The sequence below is a fragment of the Ohtaekwangia sp. genome (assembly GCF_036786105.1).
GTDB lineage: Bacteria > Bacteroidota > Bacteroidia > Cytophagales > Cyclobacteriaceae > Ohtaekwangia.
Map to the genome: position 1 here is coordinate 1,751 of NZ_DAIQRQ010000046.1, position 22,993 is coordinate 24,743.

Sequence of the window (22,993 nt, forward strand, 5' to 3'; positions counted from 1 at the left end):
ATAGCAAAAGTGCAGGCGCGCGAAAAATAAAAGCTGACAGGCATGTTGTGCCCCCGCGGCGTAACATGCCCTCAGCTTTATAATCAAGGTGCGCCTACGCTTTTGCAAAAAGCGTAAAGCTCAACTTCGCACCGGCTGTTACAATCATGTAAACAGCAACTGACCAGAAATTGATTGAAAGTTGACAGATCTGTATTAACTGTAATCGTTATAGAGATATATACTTTCTTAAAAAAAAATAGCGCAGGTGACTGCGCTATAGGAATAGTACTATATTTTTGAAAACTTCTTACTTCAGCAACTCGCGTGAAATAACCATCTTCTGTATTTCAGTGGTGCCTTCGTATATCTGTGTGATCTTGGCATCGCGCATCAGGCGCTCTACGTGAAACTCTTTTACATACCCGTAGCCGCCATGAATCTGTACGGCTTCTGTAGTTACATCCTGCGCAATCTGCGATGCATATAGCTTGGCCATAGCCGCGGCCTTTACAAAATCTTTTTTCTGATCTTTCAGCCAGGCTGCCTGGTGTACCAGTAAACGGGCAGCATCAATTTTAGTAGCCATATCTGCTAATTTGAATTGAATGGCCTGGTGTTCAGCAAGTGCCTTGCCGAAGGCTTTTCGTTCTTTTGAATACTTTACCGCCAGCTCGTATGCCCCGGCCGCTATACCCAGTGCCTGCGATGCTATACCAATGCGACCGCCATTAAGCGTAGTCATGGCAAATGTAAATCCGAAGCCGTCATCGCCAATGCGATTGGCCTTCGGCACTTTTACATCGGTAAACATGAGCGAATGTGTATCCGATCCGCGAATACCCATCTTGTCTTCTTTTTTACCCACAACAAACCCGGGCATTCCTTTATCAACGATCAGTGCATTTATACCCTTGTGTTTTTTTGTGATGTCGGTTTGTGCAATCACAATATATATGCTGGCACTGTTGCCGTTTGTGATCCAGTTCTTGGTGCCGTTCAGCAGGTAGTAATCGCCTTTATCTTCTGCTGTAGTGCGTTGGCTGGTGGCATCTGATCCTGCTTCCGGTTCAGATAAACAGAATGCCCCGATCACTTCACCGGTAGCCAGGCGTTTCAGGTATTTTTCTTTTTGTTCTTCTGTTCCGAATTTTTCAAGTCCCCAGCACACCAGCGAGTTGTTTACCGACATACATACAGAAGCAGACGCATCGATCTTGGAAATTTCTTCCATTGCCAATACATACGAAATAGTGTCCATGCCACCGCCATTATAGCGGGTGTCTACCATCATACCCATAAAGCCGAGCTCTCCCATTTTTTTGACTTGCTCTTTGGGGAATTTCTGTTCTGTATCACGCTCAATCACGCCTGGCAATAATTCATTGTTGGCAAAATCGCGGGCTGCCTGTTGCACGGCCAGGTGTTCTTCGGTTAGTTGAAAATTCATATCAGTTTTTTATGGGTTAATGAGTTCGCAGTGCAGGTATAAAAAACAAAGCCTGGGTTAAATGCCCAGGCTTGCAAAATAAACGTCTTATAGTAATGTTAAAACCTTTTGTACGACTTTTTCAATCGTTTACAAATGTTAGTCTCTGCGACTTCCTAGGAACAGCATTACGTAGTAAAACAGTGTTGTTAAAGCACCTATAGCGGCTACTACATACGTCATGGCAGCCCATTTCAGTGCATCTTTTGCCATGCTGTATTCCGTGTTGTTTACAATACCGCGCGATTGCACCCAGGCCAAAGCGCGTTTACTGGCATCAAATTCCACCGGCAGTGTAATGAGTGCAAACAACGCAAATACTCCATAACACCCTATAATAATCAGCAACGCTGTCTGGAACGGAATAATCTGCGATGCGAAGAATGAACCGAATATCATGATCATAAACAGGAAGTTGATCACTCTTGCACTGATGCTTTGAATGGGCACCATGGCCGAACGAAGCTCCAGCATGCTGTAAGCACGGGCATGCTGCACTGCGTGGCCACACTCGTGCGCTGCAACTGCTGTAGCAGCTGCATTTCTTCCAAAATATACTCCCTCGCTCAGGTTCACTGTTTTGGTAGCAGGGTTATAATGGTCGGTAAGTTCACCTTCTACATGTGTTACTTGCACATCGTTTATTCCATTATCTGCCAGCATCAATCGGGCTACCTCTGCTCCCGTCAAATCGCGGGTAAGGTGTGTTTGTGAATACTCTCTGAATTTACTTTTCAGACGAGATTGCACAATCCAGCCGATTGCCATGAAAAAAAGACCAATAATTAACGCTCCCATTTCTTGTATTTAATTTAGGTTGTTTGTTACTCTGTTTATCAAGCTTTAAGCCAAGTACTAAAAACTGCCAAATCGACATTAGCAGATCAGCATTAGCTTTTAAGCTAGTTAAACAGGAAACGCAGTACTTGAACGGAATGTTCGGGAACAGATCAGCTGGCGAGTGGCAGTGTAAATGAAATTTCTGTGCCCTGTCCCTGCATACTGCTAAGACGAAGCTCACCTCCGTTTAATTTGATAAACTCTTTGCACAGCAGCAGGCCGAGGCCGGTTCCTTTTTCTTCCTGTGTGCCGCGTTTGGTGAAATGCTCCTGGGTCAGAATCTTGTTTATCTCCGTAGGTGTCATGCCAATGCCGTTATCTTTCACGGCAATCACACAAAACGCATTTTCGATGTGTGTAGTGATGTATACACGGCCCTTGGTTTTGGAGAATTTAACTGCATTGTGAATAAGATTTCGGAGAATAAGTTGAAGCTGGTTGGGATCTGCGAGTACATATATACCGGGGGCCGCTATATTTTCAACACGCACATTTTTTCGTTCTGCTATATCATCCAGTAATTTGCAGGCTTCGTCAACCGTTGTTTTTATTTCGAGTGTTTTTTGTTCCGTGTGTATACCTTCCATCTGGCTCAGCGACCAGTTCAATAAATTATCCAACGTACGCTGTGTTACATTGAGGTTGTCTTTTACCCGGTCTGACACCAGTAAAAATTCGTCTTGTGCCAGGTTCCTGGAAGTAACAAGCTCCAGCAGCGATTGCAGGGTAGCGATGGGCCCGCGCAGGTCGTGGCTGATAACCGAGAATAATTTTGACTTGAGCTGATTCAGGTAGTGCAGGTATTCTGCCTGTGCCTGCATTTCTTCGCGCTGCAGTTCTATGGCTTTATTCTTCTCCTCCAGCGTACGGTTTGCTTTGGTTTGTAACGACCGCAGGCGCGAGAGCAGAATAATAAATCCCATCAACAGAATAATGCCAATGGCCATGAGTATAGTAAGCCAGCGTTGATTGTAAATGAGCCGATGCTGCAAGGCATTCTCTTTACCGAGTGCGTCAATCGTTTTGTCTTTGGATTCCAGTTCATACAATGACTTCATCTCTTGTATCTGTCCGTTCTTTTCGGAGTTGTACAAACTGTCTTTATACTGATTGGCAAGTTTGAGATGTTCTACTGCCAGCACCGGTTTGTTGGTGCTGCTATAAATATCAGCCAGCAATATGTGGGCATTGATAAGCCCCGATAGATTCTTGATGGAATCTCCCAGTCTGATAGATTGCTTCAAACAATAGATAGCGCTATCCGGTTTATGCAGCTGATTGTAGTTGCGGGCAGCGTGATAGAAAGATATGCCCATGGCCCTCACGTTGTGCGCTATGCTATCGAGATGCAGGGCCATGCGATTGTAAGCTATACTCTTTTTGTAATCGTGCAAGAAAAAGTATATACGGGTTTTGCGTCCGTACAGGATGCTGATGTTCAGCGTATCCTTTGTGTCGTAGTATAGGGTTAATCCCTTGTCTATAAAATACAGGGCAGAGTCGTATTCACCGGTTTCAGACAGATACATGGTGTGCTCGCGGTATGCATCTGCCAGAAGCCTGCTGTCATGTGCCTGCATAGCCAGCGTCCGGGCCCGGTTTAGAAAAATGCTGGCCTGTTTAAAGTCGTGCATGTCTACAGATGTGCGTGCCAGTACCAGCAGACTTTCTCCCCATAAGTATAGGTGTGGTGAATTTTCAAACCGTGCCAATGCCTTGAAGCCATACTCAACGCTAAGGCGATAGTTGGCTTTTGCCCAGGTAGCTTTGGCGAGGATAAAATAGCTGTAACCTTGCAGGTATATATAATCTTTCTCCAATGCGCGGGTTAATACAGCACTGGCCAGTGAGATGGAGGAATCGGGGTTGGCCAGAAAGATGGCGTATGCCCCAGCGGCCTGCTGTGCAAGTTGTGTACTGTCGGGTTGCTCAAGGGCCAAAGCCCGTACGGACAACACGACAAGCAATGTTATCAGAAAAACTCGAATAGGGGGGTGCATTGAGTTCTAAAATCTTCAAAATAAACCCGTTACAAACCACAGATAAAAATCAAAACCGCCTAAAAAGGCATGTAAGTTTTAACAGGTATAAAAATCACTTTTCTATAAACTACAGAGTATAAACCCGATAATTGCAATAAAAATTTCCCGGCTATATTTGTCGTCAACCCAAAACTGTATTTTACATGGAGAACAAAAGCAAACGTGATGAAGTAGTCGAGCTTGTTAATAAGTTATTCATCTACACAGACTATCACCAATGGAATAAATTGCTCGAAGAAGTGTTAACAGAAAGCATCTGGTTCGATATGTCATCGCTCGGTGCCGGTGAGGGGAAGAGTGTGCCGGCGAAAGATATCTGCGCCATGTGGGAGAAAGGTTTTGAAGGTATAGATGCCGTGCACCACCAGGCCGGGAACCACCTGGTGCGCTTCGCTTCAGAACCCATTGAGGCTAATGTTTTTTGTTATGCCATAGCCCTTCATTATAAGAAAGCAGCTACACAAGGCAGTACCCGCGAATTTGTAGGAAGCTATGATTTGCATTGCGTGCTCACCGATAAGGGCTGGCGTATTGACAGCTTTACCTATACCGTGAAATATATAAATGGAAATGCGGATTTAAAATAGCCAGACTTTAAGTAGCAAACTTAAAAATAACAGGATGGCATCGCACACTTTTAAAGCCTCGGTACTGATATTGCCGGGGCTTGGCAACTCCGGAGAAGGGCATTGGCAAACTCGTTGGGAACAAGAGTATAGTTTTATTCGCGTACAACAGAAAGAATGGGAACGACCGGTATGCAATGACTGGATTGAAACCATCGATCGCAAGGTCGTATCTCTGAATACAACAGATGTGCTACTGGTTGGGCACAGCCTGGCATGTTGCACGATTGCCTTCTGGGCAAAACGATTTAACCGAACCATTAAGGGAGCATTGCTGGTAGCGCCCAGCGACACAGAGGCAGAAACCTATCCTCCGGGTACAACGGGCTTTGCACCGATGCCTTTAAATAAATTGCCATTTCCCTCTATTACAGTAGCGAGTACAAATGATTATTATGTTACCAGCGAACGTGCTCAGCATTTTGCAGATGCCTGGGGGAAGCGAGCTTGTATCTGTAGGACCAGCAGGGCACATTAATGTTGCTGCCGGGTTTGGAAACTGGCCACAAGGGATCGAGCTACTCAAGCGACTCGATCAATAAATACTCTTACTGATTAAACGTGATGAAGTGACCTGTGGCTTCTGATTCTTCTTCGGCAACACCTGCTTTGCTGAAATTGAAGTTCTTCTCGGTATTATCTTTTATGATTCGGATGGTATACTCGCCCGCCTTTTCATAATAAAAGTCGATTAAAGCTTTGTGGCGTGTGATCTCTTCAGTCATAAGTAATTGGCCATCGGCTGAAAATACCTGGACGGTGGCACCGATAAACTCGTGGCTAACTTTGAAGTAGAATATGTCGCGTTTTTTAGAAAGTACAGAAATTTTGCCATCACCAATCTTTCCATCATTGGCGAACAGGTTGAACGATGCGAAGAGCAGAACGGCTACAGAAAGTACAGTTAACTTTTTCATGGTCTCAGTGATGTTTAGTTATGTCATCACAAAGACGAATTCGGTGCCATTGGCAAAAAGTGCCTGTAAAGGCTAATTTCAATGATTGAAATTGGGATGTTTTTCCAAAATGAGAATTTTGTCGCTGAATTGACTAAAAGTGGAGTTGAATAGCATGTATCAGCCCTTGGGCGGACAGTGAAATCATTTGCGAGGCGCGTTTTTCTCGTAAAAATTGTTCAGGATGGTTACCAGCTCGCCCGCAGTGAGGTAGTACATAACCGTGTAGTTCTTCGCGTTGAACTGCCCCAGCAGGTTATAATATTCATCTTCCGTAAGTGAATATTGCTTCATGAGACGTGTTTTGGTTTCCGGGTTGTTGATCACCACATCCACATACGTTTTTGCCCGCAGGTTATCTTCACGGAGCCACACCAGCTTGCGCTTCTGCTTCTTTGTTTTAGACAAATAGAATGGAAGCTTCCGGTGGGCAATCTTGGCATTTTCATCATCGAACATTCCTGCGTAGGGATCAATCACAGTCGATTCGATGGTGACCTCTTTTAACAGGATTCCTTTTTCCGTCATGCGGATTACGCTGGGTTCCCAATTCCAACACGACTGCTCTATGGTTTGGTAGCCTACCAGTGAAAAAACCAATGTATCGCGTTGTGTGGCCGAGATGCTGAAATTACCCTGAATGTCGGTTGAGGTTCCCCGCATGGAGTTCTTTACACGCACACTCACAAACGGTAAGGGGCTAAAAGTAGCGGAGTCTACCAGAATACCTGTAAACACTTCTTCCTTCTGTGCGAAAGCAGAACTAACACCTATAAAAAGAAGAGAGCAAAAAATAAATCGTTTCAGCACAGTATACTAGTTCGTCAATAATTCAATGATGCTACCGAACGCAGGAAAAGTTTTAAGTAAAAGGCTCCGATCCGCTATTTCAAAGTCGGCAAAGTCGAACCCGGGAGCAACCGTACATCCTGAAAGGGTATAGGTATTTTCTTCATTTACTTTTGCTCCAAACCAACTATTAGCAGGCACAACTACTTGCAACGACTCTCCTTTTTCAAGGTCAGGTCCCAGCACCGAAGCGGTCAGTCCGTTGTCGTTCAGGATATAAATCGTAAGAGTGCTGCCAGCATGGTAGTGCCACAGTTCATCAGATTTAATACGATGAAACAGTGACCGATCGTGCGATCGCAGCAAAAAATAAATAGCGGTCGAGAAACTTCGGGATGCGCTGAATTGTGCTGGTAATCCAGCAGCCGGTATGGTTTCGGAGGCCCGATACGTCTCTTTATAAAACCCTCCTTCCGGATGAGGAAGAAGATGAAGGTGATTGATCCAATATTCCGCTGGCTTCATGCAACTCACAAGGTAACAGATTTATAAAGTTCTTGGGAAAGAAGTTATACAGCTAAACAATTTCTAATACGAAAACGATTGCGAGATCATTTATTTGAATTGAAGTAAAGATTTGAAAGCCAAGTCTCTATACGCTTTATTTTTGAGTCCAAACCAAACCCAATTAACCTGTATGAGAGTACTCATTCGAGCCTTTGCGGCCGGGGTAGCCCTTGCTTTCGCGGCCGCCTGCAGCGACAAAAATCATGACCACGCTGCGTCATCCCATGCATCTCCTGCACTTTCGGTAACCGATCTGCGCAACGCTGAACGAAGCGAGAACGCTGCTATTGAAAAGAAGATTGATGATCTTATCGGACAGATGACGCTGGAAGAAAAAATCGGTCAGATGACCCAGATCAACAATTCAGCAATTGTTACCAACGCCAACTGGGGAGCAGGCTCCGACCTCAGCATCGAGATCAAAGTAGATACTGCCAAGCTGGGTGCAATGCTGCGCAAGTATCACATCGGCTCATTTCTCAATGGTATTGCAGTGCCTGGTGAAACCTGGTATCAGTTCTATAAAGACCTGCAGGAATATAACCTGAAGACTTCACGATTGAAGATACCAGTGATCTACGGTGTAGACCACATGCATGGTCCTAACTACGTAGAGGGTGCTACTATATTTCCGCATGCCCTTAATACAGCAGCTACCTATAACAACCAGTTCCCGGCCGACATGGCACATGTTACGGCGATTGAAACTGCCGACCTCGGGCACCAATGGTTGTTTGCACCTGTGCTTGACTTGGCACGCACACCTCTCTGGGGACGCTACTACGAAACACTCGGGGAGTCTCCGTATGTAGCGGCTACCATGGGAAGTATATTTGTAAAAACGATACAGAACGATCCGGATATAGCGCCCTATAAAATTGCTGCTACCGCGAAGCACTTCTTTGCTTATTCCGATCCGAAATATGGATTTGACCGCGGACCCGTTGATGTCTCTGAACAGGCACTTTATGAATTTCACCTTCCTTCGTTCAAGGCTGCGATTGATGCCGGTATAAAAACAATCATGATCAACAGTGGCGATCTGAATGGTGAACCTGTGCACGCTTCCTATTGGGCGCTTACTGAGGTGCTGCGGGGTAAATTAAAATTCAAGGGTGTAGCCGTAACCGATTGGGAAGACATTATCCGTTTATACAGAAATCACCGTGTAGCGGCGAACGAGAAAGACGCTACCTACAAGGCTATTATGGCCGGTGTAGATATGTCGATGACGCCTTATACCACTGCGTTTTGCGATTATATGCGCGAGCTGGTAAACGAAGGAAAGATCAGTCAGGAGCGCATCGATCTTTCGGTTTCGCGTATACTTCGTTTAAAACTCGAACTCGGTCTTTTTGAAAATCCACTGCCGCGCAACGATCGCTTCAACCGTATAGGAGCATCTGAAAACAAAGCGAAAGCATTGGAAGCAGCACGCGAATCGATCGTGCTCATGAAGAACGAAGGTATATTACCGCTCAATGCTGCTGCTAAAAATATAGTGGTTGCCGGGCCAACAGCCAACCTGAAAAGACCGCTGGCCGGCGGATGGACGCTTCGCTGGATGGCAAACGATGAAAGTATATATCCGAAAGATATGCTAACCGTTTACACCGCCTTGCAGAAAGAATTTACAGGCAGTCGTATTTCACTGGCTGCTACACCTGGTGAAATAAAGACGAAGGCAGCCGGAGCAAATGCAATTATAGTTTGTGCCGGCGAGATGCCGTATGCAGAAGGTTTCGGAAGTATACAGGATATTAGTTTATCGGATGATCAGGTAGAGCTGGTGAAAGCAGCACAAGCTACAGGTAAGCCTGTTATACTGGTAATGATCAGCGGCCGCCCGCGAGTAATCACCAAGATATATCCCGGATGTAAAGCGGTACTCTTTGCAGGCTTACCCGGATTTGAAGGCGCACAAGCGATTGCTGAAATATTGAGCGGTAAAGTAAATCCAAGTGCAAAGATGAGCTTTAATTATCCGTATGCCGTGAATCGTTTGGTGCCACACAACCATAAGATCAGTGAAATACTCCTGGCACACGAAATTGAAAACCCGATAGCCCTTGTGCCGTTCGGAACAGGTTTGAGCTATACTACTTTTGAATATAGTGGCTTGATATTAAGTGATTCTGTATTGACCAGTGAGACTGCAGAAATTAAAGCCAGTGTAACAGTAAAGAATACAGGTTCACGCGAAGGTAAAGAAGCAGTGCTGTGGTTTCTGCACGATGAAGTGGCCAGTATATCGCGGCCGGTACGCGATCTGAAATATTATGAAAAGGAGTTGATCAGACCGGGAGAGTCTAAAACATTCAGCTTTACCATTCGTCCGCTGGAACAACTTACGTTTCCGAATAAACATGGCGAACAACTGCTGGAAGATGGCTACTTCACGTTGATGGTAGGAAATCAGAAAACAAGATTCAAATTACAACGATAAAGATATGGGCCGGTGATACGATTGTGTCACCGGCTTTTTATTGGATTAATCAAACTTGCGTTTTATACCCCACAGATCGCGGATCACAACATCGATCATAATCTTCTGTGAGTTTTGCAAAATAAGACTGTTGCTGGTAGTGCCCAGTCGGTCATAGGAGTAAGTGAGATTTACAGCCGATTTACCATCGAACACCGGAAGCGATACCCCTGCTGATAATCCCCACGAAGGGAAACTGGTGCCATCCAGTTTAAGTTGATATTGCTGCACATAGAAACCGGCGCGAAGTGAAGCGAGCCCGAAATAATTTTCAGCGTTGGGATTGCCTTTGTATAAATAGCCTGCAGAAAGTTTCCAGGTATCCTGGAACACAAGGCCGTTCTGATCAGAGAAACTTGCAGAAGTCCATTTGGTATATTTCAGATCAGCAGCAATCACGGAAAGTCTGGAGTGCAGACCAAGACCTATACCGGCAGACATTGGAATTTTATAGGTAAGCTTTTTGCCGGCAGACGAAGTAAGCGTATCGGCATTGGCATCGTACAATGAACCCCGCTGCTTGCCGTGAAACGTAACGCCATCGTCATACACAACGCCTACTACCAATGCGCGCTTTTTAAAATTAAATCTGTACTGTGCACCGAAATCGACATTTACCTTGCGTGCCACGATCTGGTTCTGATAGGTGAGCGACTGTGTAGCCAGGTCTATATTTTCGCTCTTTGTAGTGCTGCCAAATATATAGGCAATATTAACGCCCAGCGACAGATTCTTTACAATGTTAAAGGCATTGCCCATGTATAGCTGGTTCAGGTTTCCGCTGCCGCTGTATGTGTAGTTCACATCCGAAGATGCACCCAGGGCGCGGGGTGTGGTAATTTTATAACCAACACTGCTAAAAGGTGCTAACCCTGCAGAAGCAGCCCACCACTTCGAGAATTTAAACCAGTAGTTAATGTTGTTGATGCCGCCCGTGGATTTAGAGTCGGTGTTCTGCACCGAGCGATAGCGATTAGACTCAACGTATAAGCCTATTTCATAGACGTGTGTAATGGGAGAGGAAATAGCACCGTACGAAGCCGGGTTCACAGGGTTCAGGTTAAAATCGTCTTGAATACCAATACCAACACCGCCCATGCTTCTGTTCATGGAAGAGGTGCGGTTGTTAATCATTCCTATGCCATATACAGAATACGGAGAGTTAAAAATATTTTGTGCCTGCAGCGTGAACGGGGCACATAAAATTGTTCCGGCGATGAAAACCTGGGTCAATCTCAACATAGCAGTTTTATTGATCGTGCAACTTCGGCAGGGCATTTTGCCTCGACAAGAATTAGCGACAAACGTACACAATGAAACTACGTGTGCGTATTTTTTGCCGATCTATTTGCGCGTATATATCGTAAATACTTTGTAAAGCTTATAAATCGCTTTAAATAAGAAGATTATGCAGAAAAAAGAGTTGTCCACGACAAAAGGACAATATGAAAGGATTTAATTTGTAACCAGTTCGTAGATGAATTTACCGCACTTGTCTCATTCATTTCAGGAAACACCGCGAAGGGCCTTCTTTTGCCACGGAGACCTTTGGGGCATGAGGCAATTTGTTTTTCTTTTAATTGTTTGGGCAATGATGGTGGCGTGCAGTGCGGATTCTCCGTCTGATGTAGGCACTGACTTCTTCAATGAAGGCGTACTGGACTATGCATTCATCGACTCATCAACAGTTAAGCTATCTACTATAAAGTTAGAAGATCTGAGCACCAATGGAGGCACACGTCTTTTGCTGGGATCGCACGCTGACGAAAAGCTCGGACGCCTCACCATGTCCAATTATTTTCAGGTAACACCTTCTTCTTCATCGGATGTTACACTCAAGTATGTAGATAATATATCGTATGAGCACCTTTTGCTGGTGTTGAAATATGATAAATATTACTATTACGACACAACGCAAAACATCACGTTGCGCGTACACGAAGTTACCCAGACGATGGAGTTGGATAAGAACAATCAGTTATTCAACGACAAGACGTTTACTATAGATCAAAATCCGCTTGGCACAGTAACGTTCCAGCCACTTCCACACCGCATTGACTCTGTGGTTATTAAACTATCAGACGCTTTAGGTCAGGATCTTTGGAACAAGGCTACCAACGACAGCGAGCAGCTTACAAACTCTACTAACTTTCTCCGCTATTTAAAAGGACTGGCTATACTTCCGGATACAACTACATCAACCGGCATTATAGGCTTCACCATTACACCAGAGTTGCGCCTGTATTACTACGATAAAAGTGTAACACCAAGCAAGGAAAAATACATTGCTTTCCCGGCATCGACATCAAACATTGTATATACCAATATTCATGCAAACCGGCTCGGAACCAAACTTACTACATTGAAGAAGACAGACGAGCGCCTCAGTGCATCGGTTACAGATGAGGAGGCCTATATTCAGGCGGGAGCAGGGCTCGAGTTGCGTGTTGATATGCCTTATCTGCGCGATCTGAAGATGAATACCAACTTCTATATGACGCAGGCTATATTGGATATGTACCCGATTCGAAAGTCGTATTCTGATGTAGAACCACTGCCTTCAGCACTATCCGTATACCTGGCTGATAAAAAGAATAACATATATGGCCAGCTAAGCAACAAGGCTACACTGGTGCTGGACAAAGACCTGGGACGCGATACAAAATATTCGCTGGATGTAACAGCGTTTGTTAAAAGCCAGATGAACCTTACCGAGTTCAATGAAAATGCGCTGATATTTACGATAGGTACCAATTATACCGTTTCAGCAGATCGTGTGTATATGGGTAACAACGGCATAAACTATAAAACGAAACTCAGGATCTATTTTGTCACTGTAAATAATTAATCAAGAATGAAACGAATAAAAATAGCAGCAATGCTTTTTGTAGTAGCAGGTTTCATGTTACTGAATGCCTGTTCCTCTTCAAGTGATTCAACCACGCTCGGTAACTGGACGAAGACTACACCTTATAAGGGCGTAAAACGATCAGGAGCATTTTCATTTACTATTGGAACAACAGTATACGCTGGTCTTGGCTTCGATGGTGATGACTATTGGTCTGATGCATACAGTTTCGACATCAACAATGGGTACTGGCAGGCCATAAAACCTTTCCCGGGCAAGCCGCGCGAACGCGCCGTTGCTTTTGCTGTAGATGGCAAAGGCTATGTAGGCCTCGGTTATAACCGCGATGAAGATAAACAGGAACTCGGTGATTTCTGGGTATACGACCCTACCACCAACGAATGGGATTCACTTGGTCTTTTCGGCGGCAGCGCACGCTACAATGCTATAGCATTCGCAATCGGTTCAAAAGGATATGTAGGTACAGGATATGATGGTGACAACACGAACAGCGATTTCTGGGAATTTGATCCTTCTACAAATTCGTGGAAAGAAGTGGTGAGCTATCCAGGTGAAAAGATTGAATCGGGACTGGCTTTCGTAGTCAATGGAAAAGCATATATAGGCACAGGTCGTGATAATGGATCTTACAACCTCGACTTCTGGGAGTTTGTACCCGGTGCTGAAGGTAGCAACCCTACATGGACCAAGCGCTCACCCGGTACAGATCAATCTGATTACGACAAATTTAAACTGGCTATGTACCGTCACGATGCAGTAGCAGTAGTAAACGGTACTGATGCCTATATAGTAGGTGGTGTAGCCTCCAGCGGTGCCGCCGATAAAGCAGTGTATCATTTTGACGCCACTACATTTAACTGGGATACCAAAACATCTTTTGAAGGATCTGCGCGCAGCCTGGCTATAGGCTTTGTTTTAAACAGCAGAATCTTTGTAGGAACCGGCCAGAACGGAACCAGCCGTTATGACGATGTTTGGGAGTTCAAGCCTCTCGAAGAGTATAGCGAAACGAACTAATTAGTTTACAGTGAAGCTGGCGGTTGTCGTTCCGTTTAAGCGAATTGAATCGTAAAAGGCGTTTGGTGATGAAGTAGCAATTCAATTCATCATGGCGAAACGGCCGCTGTCCGGTATATAGGATAATTGTTTCGATGGAGCCTGCCAACAAACAAATAAGGCTTTCTGCATGAGCAGAAGCCTTTGTTTTTGGCAGTATGCAGGAAAGGCAACATTTAAGAAAGCGTAGAGAGTTTAACCCCGGATGAAGAGTTCGGCTCTGTATAGATAACATTGAAAAAAGGAGTTGTCAATAAGGTCCTGATTGTAGCACTGCATGTGTTTGGCTGGGCATTATTGTTTATGATGCCCTTCCGTTTCCGCACAGGTTCACGTTTTATTGAACAACGCATAGCACCGCCTCCCGGCGATACTCCTCCCGACACCATTCAGAATATACCGTTCGATCCTACCTGGTTTCGGGTAGAATCCTTTGTAACAAACGGCCTGCTGGCTATTTTCTTTTACCTGAATATGTTTGTGCTAGTGCCCCGCATACTTTCACGCAAAGGCTGGGGGCCGTATGCACTTATTGTTTTACTTTCCTTCACTATATATCTGCTGGCGGGCTACTTTATCCGGTTGCACATTATGCCGATCTGGAATTTCAGTCACATGTTTGGCCCTCCATTGTTTATAGGTGTACCTAATTTTCTAATGGTATTCGGGCTGAGCCTGGCACTTCGCATTATGCAGGATCGCTCCGCTTTTGAAACAGCGTTGAAAGAACAAGAGAATGAAAAACTGAAATCGGAGTTATCATTTCTGCGTTCGCAGGTAAGTCCTCATTTTATGTTTAACGTGCTGAATAGCCTGGCATCATTGGCGCGCAAGAAATCAGATCAGGTGGAGGCAGCCATCATTCAGCTATCGCAATTAATGCGGTATTCGCTATACCATACAGAAAAGAAAGTTACCTTAGAACAGGAAGCAGATTACCTCAACAACTACATCGAGTTGCAGAAACTCCGCTTTGGCTCAACCATCAACATGCATTTTCATGTAGATATAGAGCGAAAAGATGTGTTGATCGAGCCCATGTTGCTGGTGCCCTTCGTTGAGAATGCTTTTAAACATGGCGTAGGATTAATTCACGAGCCGGTAATTATTATTCTGCTGGAGGCCACCGCGTATCGAATCAGCTTTACAGTACGAAACAGGTTTAATCCTGCCAACAACGAAATAAAAGACGAAAGCTCAGGTATAGGACTACAAAACGTGCGCCGCAGGCTCGACCTGCTGTACAAAGATCTTTATACCCTGGAGATATATAAAACAGACGATAACTGGTTTATTACTGAACTGAGAATTATCCCCGAATAACTATGACATGTGTTGCTGTAGATGATGAGCCACTCGCGCTCGATTTGCTGGAAGACAACATCAAGAAAATTCCCTATCTGAAGTTGTTGAAGAAATGTTCCAATGCACTGGAAGCAAATAGCTTTTTGCAGACGCAACCGGTTGATCTGGTGTTACTGGATATACAGATGCCAGGACTTACCGGTATACAATTTCTACAGGGTCTTTCGAAGAATCCCCCATTGGTGATCTTCATTACGGCTTACGAAAAATATGCGTTGGAAGGCTATAACCTCGATGTAGTGGATTACCTTTTAAAGCCCGTTTCCTTTGAGCGTTTTCTGAAAGCAGTAAATAAAGCACACGATAAATTCACGGCGCAAAAGCATCCTGTCGTTATTCAGCCTGTTGCAGCAGCACCCGTTGCCACGTATCTGTTTGTAAATTCAGAATATAATCTGGTGCGTATCGATTTCAGCGATATAGCCTATATCGAAGGATTGAAAGACTATGTAAAGATATTCCTGCTATCAAGCCCGCGGCCGGTTATTACCCGAATGAGCATGAAATCGCTTGAAGAAAAATTACCGGCCGATCAGTTTGTACGGGTACATAAATCATTCATCGTATCGCTCAATAAAATTACTTCCATTCGGAAAGGCAGAATAAGTTTGCTGAAAGCGCAGATACCCATCAGCGAGCATTATAAAGACAATTTGAATCGCTTTATTGATCCTAAAAGCATGCCTTGATGAACGGTGTGGTTATAAATCCACACTATCGTAGTTCCGTAATTTTGTAATCGTTATTGTTCTGATCATCCTGAAAAATCAGGTGTTCATTGATGTTATCATCTCTTCATAGACGCTTCTTGCAAAACGCATGAATTCTACACCGTTGTATACCGTCCACACACAAAACTAAATTTCACTTTATGAGAAACTGCATGCGGATATTTCTTTCATTGTCCATCGCATTCGATGGAAAGCGATAAGGATGACAATGCAACGAAAAACAATGATATAGCAAAAGAAATAAGCTTTCTGGTTTGACAGGTAGGTTAGGTAGGGAAACCGGAGCACGTTATGTGCTTCCGGTTTTTTCTTTTTTATAGTATGTAATTTCAACAGCCATCATGGCTCGCAGTGGCCAGTATACCATACGGAGTACGCAATAAAAGTGAGAAGTTTTTATTAGGCAACCCGTTGCGTCCGGCTAATTGTTGATAGTAATATATAAACAGGCTGTCGCGCCAGGGTGCAGAAGGTATCTTTCTGCCAACTGGTGTAAGTTTAAAAGTGTATTGATCAAGAAAAGGTGCATTGTCCAGCCAAAGCATTCCATGATCAGAAGATATATAGGCGCGCCCATCAAACATGACGGCAACCAGTTTATCCTGGTCTGCAGCAAGGTTGGCAAATGCACCTTTATTTAAAGAAGCAGTCCATGTTTTACCTGAATCCGTTGAACGATATATACCAATGTTTGTGGCTGCGAAAATCCTTTCGTTGTCAGATGCGAAAGTATTGACCTGAAAGCCGCGTTGTACAGATTGCCACGATCTGCCTTGATCATTCGATACAAAGATACCATCGGTTGTTCCGGCGAAAATTATACCGTGGTGCATAAAGAAACATCGTACTGACGTCAACCCGATTCCTTTGGTGGTAGCCTGCCATGTACTTCCTTCATTATAAGAGATGTAAATGCCATGTTGGTAAGTACCGGCCAGGAGAGTATTTTTATTGGCAAGCAGCGCATTGATCTTTACACTCGCAGGGAGCCCCGTTGAAGAGCGCTTCCAGCTCTTGAAAGCATTGTCTGATATATAGATGCCATGCGACTCCGTTCCAACTACAACTGAGTTTTGAAATACTACCCAGGCGTTGATTGCTGCATCATCCGGCAGCCCCGTATCCATGGTTGTCCACTGCTGACCGCCATCGCGGCTCAGGTAGATAAGGCCTTCTGTCGGTTCATTTTTGGCGGCAGTAAGCAGAAGGCTTGCGAACATTAAAATATATAGTTTCATAAGTATAATGGTTAATGTGTGGCGAGTATATCGAGTTCAATAGCGATGGCATCGGAGATGGCGCCATCGCCTATATCACTAAAGAATTTGCCGGAGTTATACCGTACGTTCCACTGGGTGCGATCGAACTTGAACTTGGCATGGGTCTTTATGGCACCTTCACGTGTAGTTGTTATCAACGCCGGGAATGTTAATGGATTGCTAACGCCCTTCAACGTAAGAATACCGTTGACCTCGAAGTTAGGCTGGTTGGATTGTGGATTTTTTATGGGTATAACTTTTCTGATCTCGAAAGCAGCTGTTGGAAATTTTTCTACCGAAAAGAAGTCATCGCTCTTTAAATGATTTTCCAGGCCGTGCCCGGCCACCAGGTCTTCATCCTGTATACTGTTCATGTCGAGTACGAAGTGGCCACCCGTGAGCTGCTCCTTTTCAAACTGCAGATCGCCTGTAATTAATTTGATGGTTCCGGAATGCTCGCCAAAGCTGAACTCCGAGTAACCCGTCCAACGGACAGAGCTTTGCCGAAGATCCACAGTATAAGAGACGGGATGAAAACTGGTAAATGCACTGGCTACAACTATCGTGGCGAGTGCGGCTAGGATTGATTTCATAAATGTGTTGTAAAATGTTATTCAAACCTATTCTGTTGCCCGCTGTCTTTCGTAAAACCATTGTAAAAAGATGTTAATGAAATGTAAATTCCCGGACAGCCATGGATTTTTAACATTACATTTACATATATATGAAACCTGGTGTATATAGAATATTGATCGTAACATCGCTCACGGCACTGACCGGACTGCTGGTATTGCAGGTATACTGGTTTGTGAATGCCTTTGCTATACAGGAGCGACAATTCGATACTAATGTGAATGTAGCGCTGCGAAGTGTTGCTGATAGGCTTTTGAAAGAAGGCAAGGAATTTTCAGTACGTGTTGAACCTGTACAAAAGCGTGAGTCTAATACGTACTTTGTTTCTATGAACCGGCAGATAGAATATAACTTGCTGGATTCACTGATCAGAGCTGAATTTAAAAAACATGATCTGTTTGGCGCATTTACCCTTGCTATATATGATCATGGTAACAATGCATTGCTGTGGGGTAATTTTTATAAACAAGGCGCATTAACTGAAGGAGATGCTGCATGTCTCGGGCGTGAACACACAACAGCACGCACAGACTTCGCTGTTACCTTTCCCGGCAAGCGTGCGGATATTGCAGGTTCGCTGAATTTGTGGATTATCACAGCAGCCGTGTTTCTGCTGGTGTTGATTGTGTTTGCTTATATGGTGATAAATCTTTCCAAGCAGAAAAGATTGGCAGAAGTAAAAAATGATTTCATCAACAACATGACCCACGAACTTCAGACGCCTATCACAAACATTGCCATGGCAAGCGAAGTACTGAAGACGGCCATGCTTCGCGATGCCCGAAAGGCGCAACACTATGCCGGTATCATTCACGAAGAAAATCAGCGTCTGCGTTTTCACGTAGAGCAGGTGCTTCAAACCGCACAAATGGAACGGAGTGGAGTACATCTGCAAAAAAAGAAAATAGATATACATCAATTGATCGAGACGGTGATTCACAATTTTGAAATGCGGCTCCAGGCCCGTCATGGATCGATCAATACAAATTTGCTGGCGTCACAATCATCGCTGGTGGGCGACCCGTTTCATCTTTCGAACCTGCTGTATAATTTACTCGACAATGCAGATAAGTATTCACCTGCAGAACCTGAGATAACAATTACTACGCACGATCGGGAGTCGGGTATTCTCATCAGCGTTGCGGATAAAGGTGCCGGCATGAAGCACGATGTACAGCGCTATATCTTTGATAAATTTTATCGTGCGGCCACCGGCAATCTTCACGATGTAAAAGGATTTGGACTCGGGCTTACCTATGTGTTACAAATTGCAAAAGCACATAACGGCTCGGTTACTGTTGATAGTGCAGAGAATCGTGGCAGCCGGTTCGATGTTTTTCTGAAATACGCGTAGCATGAAATCTCCCAGACGAACTATACTATTGGCCGAAGATGATAAGAATATGAACTTTATGCTGCGGGATAACCTGGAGATGGCCGGCTATAGTGTTGACGTCTGTAGCGATGGTCGTTCTGCGCTGAGTTATTTTCTGAAAACTAAATATGATCTGTGTGTGCTGGATGTTATGCTGCCGGGTAAAGATGGTTTTACCCTGGCGCAGGAAATTCGCAAACTCAATTTGCAGGTACCTATCGTTTTTCTCACTGCGAAGTCGATGAAGGAAGACCGTATACAAGGCTTTAAAATCGGAGCGGATGACTATATCACGAAACCGTTCAGTATTGAAGAATTTCTATTGCGCATAGAAGCGATTTTGAAACGTGTATATACCCAACCTACCAAGGCTGACGAGCAGTTTGTTTATTCATTGGGTTCACTCACGTGCGACTTCTCAAGTCAGCAGATCATTTCGGGTGCAGGTGTGCAGGTATTAACCAATAAAGAAGCGAAGTTACTAAAGCTCTTTTGCATTCATCTGAATAAAGTGATCGATCGCGATATTATTCAAAAAGCCATTTGGGAAGATGAAGGATATTTTGTAGGACGAAGTATGGATGTATTTATATCGCGCCTTCGAAAATTATTAAAGGATGATCCGCAGATCGCCCTTACCAACATTCACGGGGTTGGTTATAAACTTGAAATTAAAGATACTTATCCTGCAACAAAGTGATATCCCACACCTTTAATCGTAATGATCTCGATCGTTGCGTCTTCTTTCAGGTAATCGCGAAGTTTGGTAATGTATACATCGAGGTTCCGGGAGTTGAAAAATGAATCATCGCCCCATAACTTCATGAGTATATCTTTGCGGAGCACGGTAACGTTCTTGTTTTCGGCCAGCGTTTGCAGCAATGTAGATTCACGATGTGAGAGTTTGCGCACAGAATCTTTAAAACGCAGCTCGTAGCGTAACGGCACAAACTGGTATGAGCCTATATCGATAAATTCCTGGTTGTTGGCGTTCTTTTGATGCTGTGTAATCTGCAACAGATTATGAATGCGTACAATAAGCTCTTCCATACTGAACGGCTTCCGTATATAGTCGTTGCCGCCGGATTCAAATCCTTTGATAAGGTCTTCAGTTTGATTTTTAGCCGTAACAAATATTATCGGTATATTCGGTGATGCTTGTCGTATCTCGCGGGCAATTGTATAGCCGTCTTTAGAGGGAAGCATAATATCGAGCACACATATATCCGGCTGGGATTCCCTGAAGGTAGTAAATGCCTCGTTGCCATCTGTTACCATTACTACTTCAAATTCGCGCGTCTCCAAACTCTCTTTTACAATCCTGCCCAGGAACGGCTCATCTTCAACGTATAGTATTTTTGTTTTTGTCATAGCTCTTAAAAGTCAGAAAGTCGTAGAGTCCGAAAGTCCGTAAGAAAAAGAGTCTGAAAGAAGGGAGTGTAAATGTTATGAAATACTTCCTGTCTTCCGGACTTTCCGTCTTCCCGTCTTCCGGACTTTATTTCGGCAACACAACTTTAAATGTACTTCCAACCCCCACTTCACTCTCCACTTCAATTTTTCCGCCATGGCTTTTTACTACACTCGCTACATAATTCAGTCCAAGTCCGTAGCCTTTCGTATTATGAACATCTCCATTGGGAACGCGGAAGAATTTTTCGAATATCTTTTTCTTATACTCTTGCGGAATGCCAATGCCCTGATCTTTTACCAATAGCGTGAGTTGCTGCGGAGAGTTTTTCAGGATGACGCGAATAACCGGATCTTTGGTACTATATTTCATGGCATTGTCCAGAAGGTTATAGATTACATTGCTAAGGTGCATGGCGCCACCTTGAAGCTCAAAGTTAGTGCCGTCCTTTTCATAGGTGACAAATGCTTTTCGTTTTTCGAAGATCAACTTCATAGAAGACAGTATTTGCTGAAGCATATCATCCAGGTTTACTTGTTCAGGTTTATAGTCAACACCACGATCTTCAAATATAGACGTCTTCAATATCTTGTCCGTCATCAGCGTAAGCCGGTTTAATTCGCTCTGTGCAATGTCAAGGTATTCGGCTGTGAGCTTCGGGTTTCCTTTTGCCTGAAAATTTCTCAATGCTTCAATGGCTACACTCACGGTGGCAACAGGAGTTTTGAGCTCATGCGTAATGTTGCTGATGAAATCGTTCTTTACTTTCATGAGCCGTTGCTGCGAGCGGATATTCAGATACATTACCAGGAAGGCAATCAGGATCACAACCGTAAGGAACACGGAGAAAAGTATTTGCGGAGTAATTTCACTTAACAATATGCTCCGTACGTGAATGATGGACACAGCATATAAATGTAAGGGGTTAAAGCGCACGGGTTCTGAGTGTATGGTGTCGCTAAAAATGTTATCACGAAACTCACCCCGGTTGATCTTGTGATGATTATAGTTAAAGCGAGGTGAAAAATCGGGTAGAAAATCCGGATGCTCCGGCTGGCGCACAATATGACGGATGTTAAAGGGAGCCGATATAGAAGCTTTTGCCAATGCATGAGTAAAATGTAACCGCAGGCTGTCGCGGTTTAGTGTATCGGCATCCATGTTTACCACAAAGCTTTTCCCGGCCTCGTTGCGCATCTGTATACCCTGCACACGTGCAACCAGGGGCTTCAGCATTTCTTTAGAAACCGAATCCGTCCGGGTAGATGAAATATATATCTGGAATTTTACATTCTGCGAACCTTTGATTGAGTCGCTGACTTCAGCGCGTATACCTGCAGGCGCCAATGCACCGGCGAAGGATGAATCTGCCGGTACCGCATGTATATTTCTTGCAATAATCGAATCGCGCAATGCAGAAACTGTATTGCGAAATAGATCATTTGTTTCACGTCTCAAATCAAAATAGGCGCGTTCGTATGAACTTCGCAGCCAGAATGCCTGCAGTACAATCAGCAGTATAATGCTCACGATCATGAGCCCAAGTATAATAATGTGTTTTTGTTGCTTCATGTCAAGATAGTGTGTGTTGCCGTCAGCATCAACAACGATGTATCTGGATCGGTAACACCCTACAAAGGTAAGGGTCTGCTGACAGAGCCAACACACTTTTAACGTTAATTAACATTCCTTTCAGAACCTTTAACCGTTGGCCGCTATCCAGAGGTGTACATTTGACCAGTAATCAAAAATGCAATTATCAAAAACCATGAAACGAATCATTATATTCCTGGGCATCCTGGTGTCGCTCACGGCTGCTCATTTTGTATTCGGGCAATCTACCGAAGGTGTTATTACATACGAAGTAAAAGTAAATATGCACCGCAGGCTTCCGCCCGACCGTCAGGATATGAAGAACATGCTGCCGGAGTATAATGTGCATTTGGATCAGCTCTTCTTCAATACCCGTGAATCACTTTATCAACCGGTAGAGGAAGAAGACGATGAATTTGCCGATGAGAATGGCGGTATGCGCATGCGCTTTCGCAGACCCAATGCTGTGTTCTATGTTAATCAGGAGTCTTCCAAACGCGTTATGCAGCAGGAGTTCATGGGCAGGAAATATCTTATAGAAGATTCTATCCGCATTATGCCCTGGAGATTTGGAAGCGAAGTGAAAACTATAAAAGGATATGAATGCCGTCAGGCCAGTTATTATAACGAAGAGCGAAAGCAAAATATAGTAGCGTGGTATACAACAGCCGTCCGCTCATTTATAGGTCCTGAAAATTTTAATACGCTTCCAGGTCTGGTTGTGCAGGTAGAGATCAATGATGGTGAGCGCGTAATTACGCTGGTGAAGATGGAACCACGTGCACTTAAAAAAGGTGAATTGAAAATTCCATCGGGAGGCACAAAAATTACGGAGAAAGATTTTCGCAAAATGATGGAAGAGCAGATGCAACGCATGGGCGGACGGGATGGAAATATAATAATCCGTAACTGACACGACATAACGAAT

General features: G+C 44.2%; 22 protein-coding genes. 11 read left to right on the top strand and 11 right to left on the bottom strand.

Annotation, left to right across the window (positions count from 1 at the left end):
- Positions 1-289: 289 nt before the first annotated feature.
- From V7Q33_RS16855 to V7Q33_RS16865, 3 genes are all read right to left on the bottom strand, one after another.
- The gene (locus V7Q33_RS16855) at positions 290-1,429 is read right to left on the bottom strand and encodes an acyl-CoA dehydrogenase (protein ID WP_331977037.1); all 1,140 of its coding nucleotides are present in this window, start codon (positions 1,427-1,429) and stop codon (positions 290-292) included.
- A 138-nt stretch (positions 1,430-1,567) separates the two neighbouring features.
- Positions 1,568-2,266: a zinc metallopeptidase gene (locus V7Q33_RS16860; RefSeq protein WP_333820570.1), complete on the bottom strand. Its 699-nt coding sequence runs from the start codon at positions 2,264-2,266 to the stop codon at positions 1,568-1,570.
- A 152-nt stretch (positions 2,267-2,418) separates the two neighbouring features.
- Complete coding sequence (locus V7Q33_RS16865) at positions 2,419-4,266, bottom strand: ATP-binding protein (protein ID WP_331977033.1); 1,848 nt, start codon at positions 4,264-4,266, stop codon at positions 2,419-2,421.
- Positions 4,267-4,493: 227 nt separating this feature from the next.
- Between V7Q33_RS16865 and V7Q33_RS16870 the strand changes: the two genes are divergently transcribed.
- The 3 genes from V7Q33_RS16870 to V7Q33_RS16880 are packed head-to-tail and all read left to right on the top strand — an operon-like array spanning position 4,494 to position 5,518.
- Positions 4,494-4,937, top strand: coding sequence for a nuclear transport factor 2 family protein (locus V7Q33_RS16870; RefSeq protein ID WP_333820571.1), 444 nt, complete (start codon positions 4,494-4,496; stop codon positions 4,935-4,937).
- 34 nt (positions 4,938-4,971) lie between these two features.
- Positions 4,972-5,454, top strand: a complete 483-nt coding sequence (locus V7Q33_RS16875) for an RBBP9/YdeN family alpha/beta hydrolase (RefSeq protein WP_333820572.1) — start codon at positions 4,972-4,974, stop codon at positions 5,452-5,454.
- Entirely contained in the window at positions 5,405-5,518 is a 114-nt protein-coding gene (locus tag V7Q33_RS16880) for an alpha/beta hydrolase (protein WP_333820573.1), read from the top strand. The genes V7Q33_RS16875 and V7Q33_RS16880 overlap by 50 nt, the downstream gene beginning before the upstream one ends.
- 6 nt (positions 5,519-5,524) lie before the next feature.
- Here the strand turns inward: V7Q33_RS16880 and V7Q33_RS16885 are convergent, their stop codons facing one another.
- The 3 genes from V7Q33_RS16885 to V7Q33_RS16895 all read right to left on the bottom strand — a co-directional run bounded on the left by V7Q33_RS16885 (position 5,525) and on the right by V7Q33_RS16895 (position 7,246).
- Positions 5,525-5,893: a hypothetical protein gene (locus tag V7Q33_RS16885; protein ID WP_331977028.1), complete on the bottom strand. Its 369-nt coding sequence runs from the start codon at positions 5,891-5,893 to the stop codon at positions 5,525-5,527.
- Between the two features lie 183 nt (positions 5,894-6,076).
- On the bottom strand, positions 6,077-6,742 hold the full coding sequence (locus tag V7Q33_RS16890; RefSeq protein ID WP_331977026.1) for a carboxypeptidase-like regulatory domain-containing protein: 666 nt from the start codon (positions 6,740-6,742) through the stop codon (positions 6,077-6,079).
- A gap of 6 nt (positions 6,743-6,748) precedes the next feature.
- The gene (locus tag V7Q33_RS16895; protein WP_331977024.1) at positions 6,749-7,246 is read right to left on the bottom strand and encodes a cupin domain-containing protein; all 498 of its coding nucleotides are present in this window, start codon (positions 7,244-7,246) and stop codon (positions 6,749-6,751) included.
- Positions 7,247-7,418: 172 nt separating this feature from the next.
- On the opposite strand from V7Q33_RS16895, the gene V7Q33_RS16900 reads away from it, so the two are divergent.
- Positions 7,419-9,734, top strand: coding sequence for a glycoside hydrolase family 3 N-terminal domain-containing protein (locus tag V7Q33_RS16900; RefSeq protein WP_333820574.1), 2,316 nt, complete (start codon positions 7,419-7,421; stop codon positions 9,732-9,734).
- Positions 9,735-9,779: 45 nt separating this feature from the next.
- On the opposite strand, the gene V7Q33_RS16905 is transcribed toward V7Q33_RS16900, so the two are convergent.
- On the bottom strand, positions 9,780-11,015 hold the full coding sequence (locus V7Q33_RS16905; protein WP_331982808.1) for a hypothetical protein: 1,236 nt from the start codon (positions 11,013-11,015) through the stop codon (positions 9,780-9,782).
- Positions 11,016-11,328: 313 nt separating this feature from the next.
- Here V7Q33_RS16905 and V7Q33_RS16910 point away from each other — a divergent pair, with 313 nt between their 5' ends.
- From V7Q33_RS16910 to V7Q33_RS16925, 4 genes are all read left to right on the top strand, one after another.
- Positions 11,329-12,621, top strand: coding sequence for a DUF4270 family protein (locus tag V7Q33_RS16910; protein ID WP_331982806.1), 1,293 nt, complete (start codon positions 11,329-11,331; stop codon positions 12,619-12,621).
- A gap of 6 nt (positions 12,622-12,627) precedes the next feature.
- The gene (locus V7Q33_RS16915; RefSeq protein ID WP_331982804.1) at positions 12,628-13,659 is read left to right on the top strand and encodes a Kelch repeat-containing protein; all 1,032 of its coding nucleotides are present in this window, start codon (positions 12,628-12,630) and stop codon (positions 13,657-13,659) included.
- 273 nt (positions 13,660-13,932) lie between these two features.
- A complete protein-coding gene (locus tag V7Q33_RS16920) occupies positions 13,933-15,021 on the top strand; it encodes a sensor histidine kinase (RefSeq protein WP_331982802.1) in 1,089 nt (362 codons plus the stop codon).
- Between the two features lie 2 nt (positions 15,022-15,023).
- A complete protein-coding gene (locus V7Q33_RS16925; RefSeq protein ID WP_333820575.1) occupies positions 15,024-15,752 on the top strand; it encodes a LytR/AlgR family response regulator transcription factor in 729 nt (242 codons plus the stop codon).
- A gap of 371 nt (positions 15,753-16,123) precedes the next feature.
- Here the strand turns inward: V7Q33_RS16925 and V7Q33_RS16930 are convergent, their stop codons facing one another.
- Together V7Q33_RS16930 and V7Q33_RS16935 are read right to left on the bottom strand one after the other, a co-directional pair.
- Positions 16,124-17,032 (bottom strand): WD40/YVTN/BNR-like repeat-containing protein, encoded by a 909-nt coding sequence (locus V7Q33_RS16930; protein ID WP_333820576.1) that lies wholly within the window; start codon positions 17,030-17,032, stop codon positions 16,124-16,126.
- 11 nt (positions 17,033-17,043) lie between these two features.
- Positions 17,044-17,646 (bottom strand): YceI family protein, encoded by a 603-nt coding sequence (locus V7Q33_RS16935; RefSeq protein ID WP_333820577.1) that lies wholly within the window; start codon positions 17,644-17,646, stop codon positions 17,044-17,046.
- 131 nt (positions 17,647-17,777) lie between these two features.
- Here V7Q33_RS16935 and V7Q33_RS16940 point away from each other — a divergent pair, with 131 nt between their 5' ends.
- Both V7Q33_RS16940 and V7Q33_RS16945 read left to right on the top strand, forming a co-directional pair.
- A complete protein-coding gene (locus tag V7Q33_RS16940; RefSeq protein WP_333820578.1) occupies positions 17,778-19,040 on the top strand; it encodes a sensor histidine kinase in 1,263 nt (420 codons plus the stop codon).
- Between the two features lies 1 nt (position 19,041).
- The gene (locus tag V7Q33_RS16945) at positions 19,042-19,761 is read left to right on the top strand and encodes a response regulator transcription factor (RefSeq protein ID WP_333820579.1); all 720 of its coding nucleotides are present in this window, start codon (positions 19,042-19,044) and stop codon (positions 19,759-19,761) included.
- On the opposite strand, the gene V7Q33_RS16950 is transcribed toward V7Q33_RS16945, so the two are convergent.
- The gene (locus V7Q33_RS16950; RefSeq protein ID WP_331982792.1) at positions 19,743-20,432 is read right to left on the bottom strand and encodes a response regulator transcription factor; all 690 of its coding nucleotides are present in this window, start codon (positions 20,430-20,432) and stop codon (positions 19,743-19,745) included. The genes V7Q33_RS16945 and V7Q33_RS16950 overlap by 19 nt on opposite strands.
- A 127-nt stretch (positions 20,433-20,559) precedes the next feature.
- Complete coding sequence (locus V7Q33_RS16955; RefSeq protein ID WP_333820580.1) at positions 20,560-22,044, bottom strand: sensor histidine kinase; 1,485 nt, start codon at positions 22,042-22,044, stop codon at positions 20,560-20,562.
- Between the two features lie 196 nt (positions 22,045-22,240).
- Between V7Q33_RS16955 and V7Q33_RS16960 the strand changes: the two genes are divergently transcribed.
- The gene (locus V7Q33_RS16960) at positions 22,241-22,978 is read left to right on the top strand and encodes a GLPGLI family protein (RefSeq protein WP_331982788.1); all 738 of its coding nucleotides are present in this window, start codon (positions 22,241-22,243) and stop codon (positions 22,976-22,978) included.
- Positions 22,979-22,993: the final 15 nt, after the last annotated feature.

Excerpts from the sequence above, each read along its gene's own strand:
- V7Q33_RS16885 (WP_331977028.1), bottom strand. The coding sequence starts at position 5,893 with ATGAAAAAGTTAACTGTACTTTCTGTAGCCGTTCTGCTCTTCGCATCG.
- V7Q33_RS16900 (WP_333820574.1), top strand. The coding sequence starts at position 7,419 with ATGAGAGTACTCATTCGAGCCTTTGCGGCCGGGGTAGCCCTTGCTTTC.
- V7Q33_RS16950 (WP_331982792.1), bottom strand. The coding sequence starts at position 20,432 with ATGACAAAAACAAAAATACTATACGTTGAAGATGAGCCGTTCCTGGGC.
- V7Q33_RS16860 (WP_333820570.1), bottom strand. The coding sequence starts at position 2,266 with ATGGGAGCGTTAATTATTGGTCTTTTTTTCATGGCAATCGGCTGGATT.
- V7Q33_RS16935 (WP_333820577.1), bottom strand. The coding sequence starts at position 17,646 with ATGAAATCAATCCTAGCCGCACTCGCCACGATAGTTGTAGCCAGTGCA.
- V7Q33_RS16925 (WP_333820575.1), top strand. The coding sequence starts at position 15,024 with ATGACATGTGTTGCTGTAGATGATGAGCCACTCGCGCTCGATTTGCTG.
- V7Q33_RS16940 (WP_333820578.1), top strand. The coding sequence starts at position 17,778 with ATGAAACCTGGTGTATATAGAATATTGATCGTAACATCGCTCACGGCA.
- V7Q33_RS16915 (WP_331982804.1), top strand. The coding sequence starts at position 12,628 with ATGAAACGAATAAAAATAGCAGCAATGCTTTTTGTAGTAGCAGGTTTC.
- V7Q33_RS16910 (WP_331982806.1), top strand. The coding sequence starts at position 11,329 with ATGAGGCAATTTGTTTTTCTTTTAATTGTTTGGGCAATGATGGTGGCG.
- V7Q33_RS16855 (WP_331977037.1), bottom strand. The coding sequence starts at position 1,429 with ATGAATTTTCAACTAACCGAAGAACACCTGGCCGTGCAACAGGCAGCC.
- V7Q33_RS16945 (WP_333820579.1), top strand. The coding sequence starts at position 19,042 with ATGAAATCTCCCAGACGAACTATACTATTGGCCGAAGATGATAAGAAT.
- V7Q33_RS16880 (WP_333820573.1), top strand. The coding sequence starts at position 5,405 with ATGCCTGGGGGAAGCGAGCTTGTATCTGTAGGACCAGCAGGGCACATT.
- V7Q33_RS16960 (WP_331982788.1), top strand. The coding sequence starts at position 22,241 with ATGAAACGAATCATTATATTCCTGGGCATCCTGGTGTCGCTCACGGCT.
- V7Q33_RS16905 (WP_331982808.1), bottom strand. The coding sequence starts at position 11,015 with ATGTTGAGATTGACCCAGGTTTTCATCGCCGGAACAATTTTATGTGCC.
- V7Q33_RS16895 (WP_331977024.1), bottom strand. The coding sequence starts at position 7,246 with ATGAAGCCAGCGGAATATTGGATCAATCACCTTCATCTTCTTCCTCAT.
- V7Q33_RS16930 (WP_333820576.1), bottom strand. The coding sequence starts at position 17,032 with ATGAAACTATATATTTTAATGTTCGCAAGCCTTCTGCTTACTGCCGCC.
- V7Q33_RS16875 (WP_333820572.1), top strand. The coding sequence starts at position 4,972 with ATGGCATCGCACACTTTTAAAGCCTCGGTACTGATATTGCCGGGGCTT.
- V7Q33_RS16870 (WP_333820571.1), top strand. The coding sequence starts at position 4,494 with ATGGAGAACAAAAGCAAACGTGATGAAGTAGTCGAGCTTGTTAATAAG.
- V7Q33_RS16955 (WP_333820580.1), bottom strand. The coding sequence starts at position 22,044 with ATGAAGCAACAAAAACACATTATTATACTTGGGCTCATGATCGTGAGC.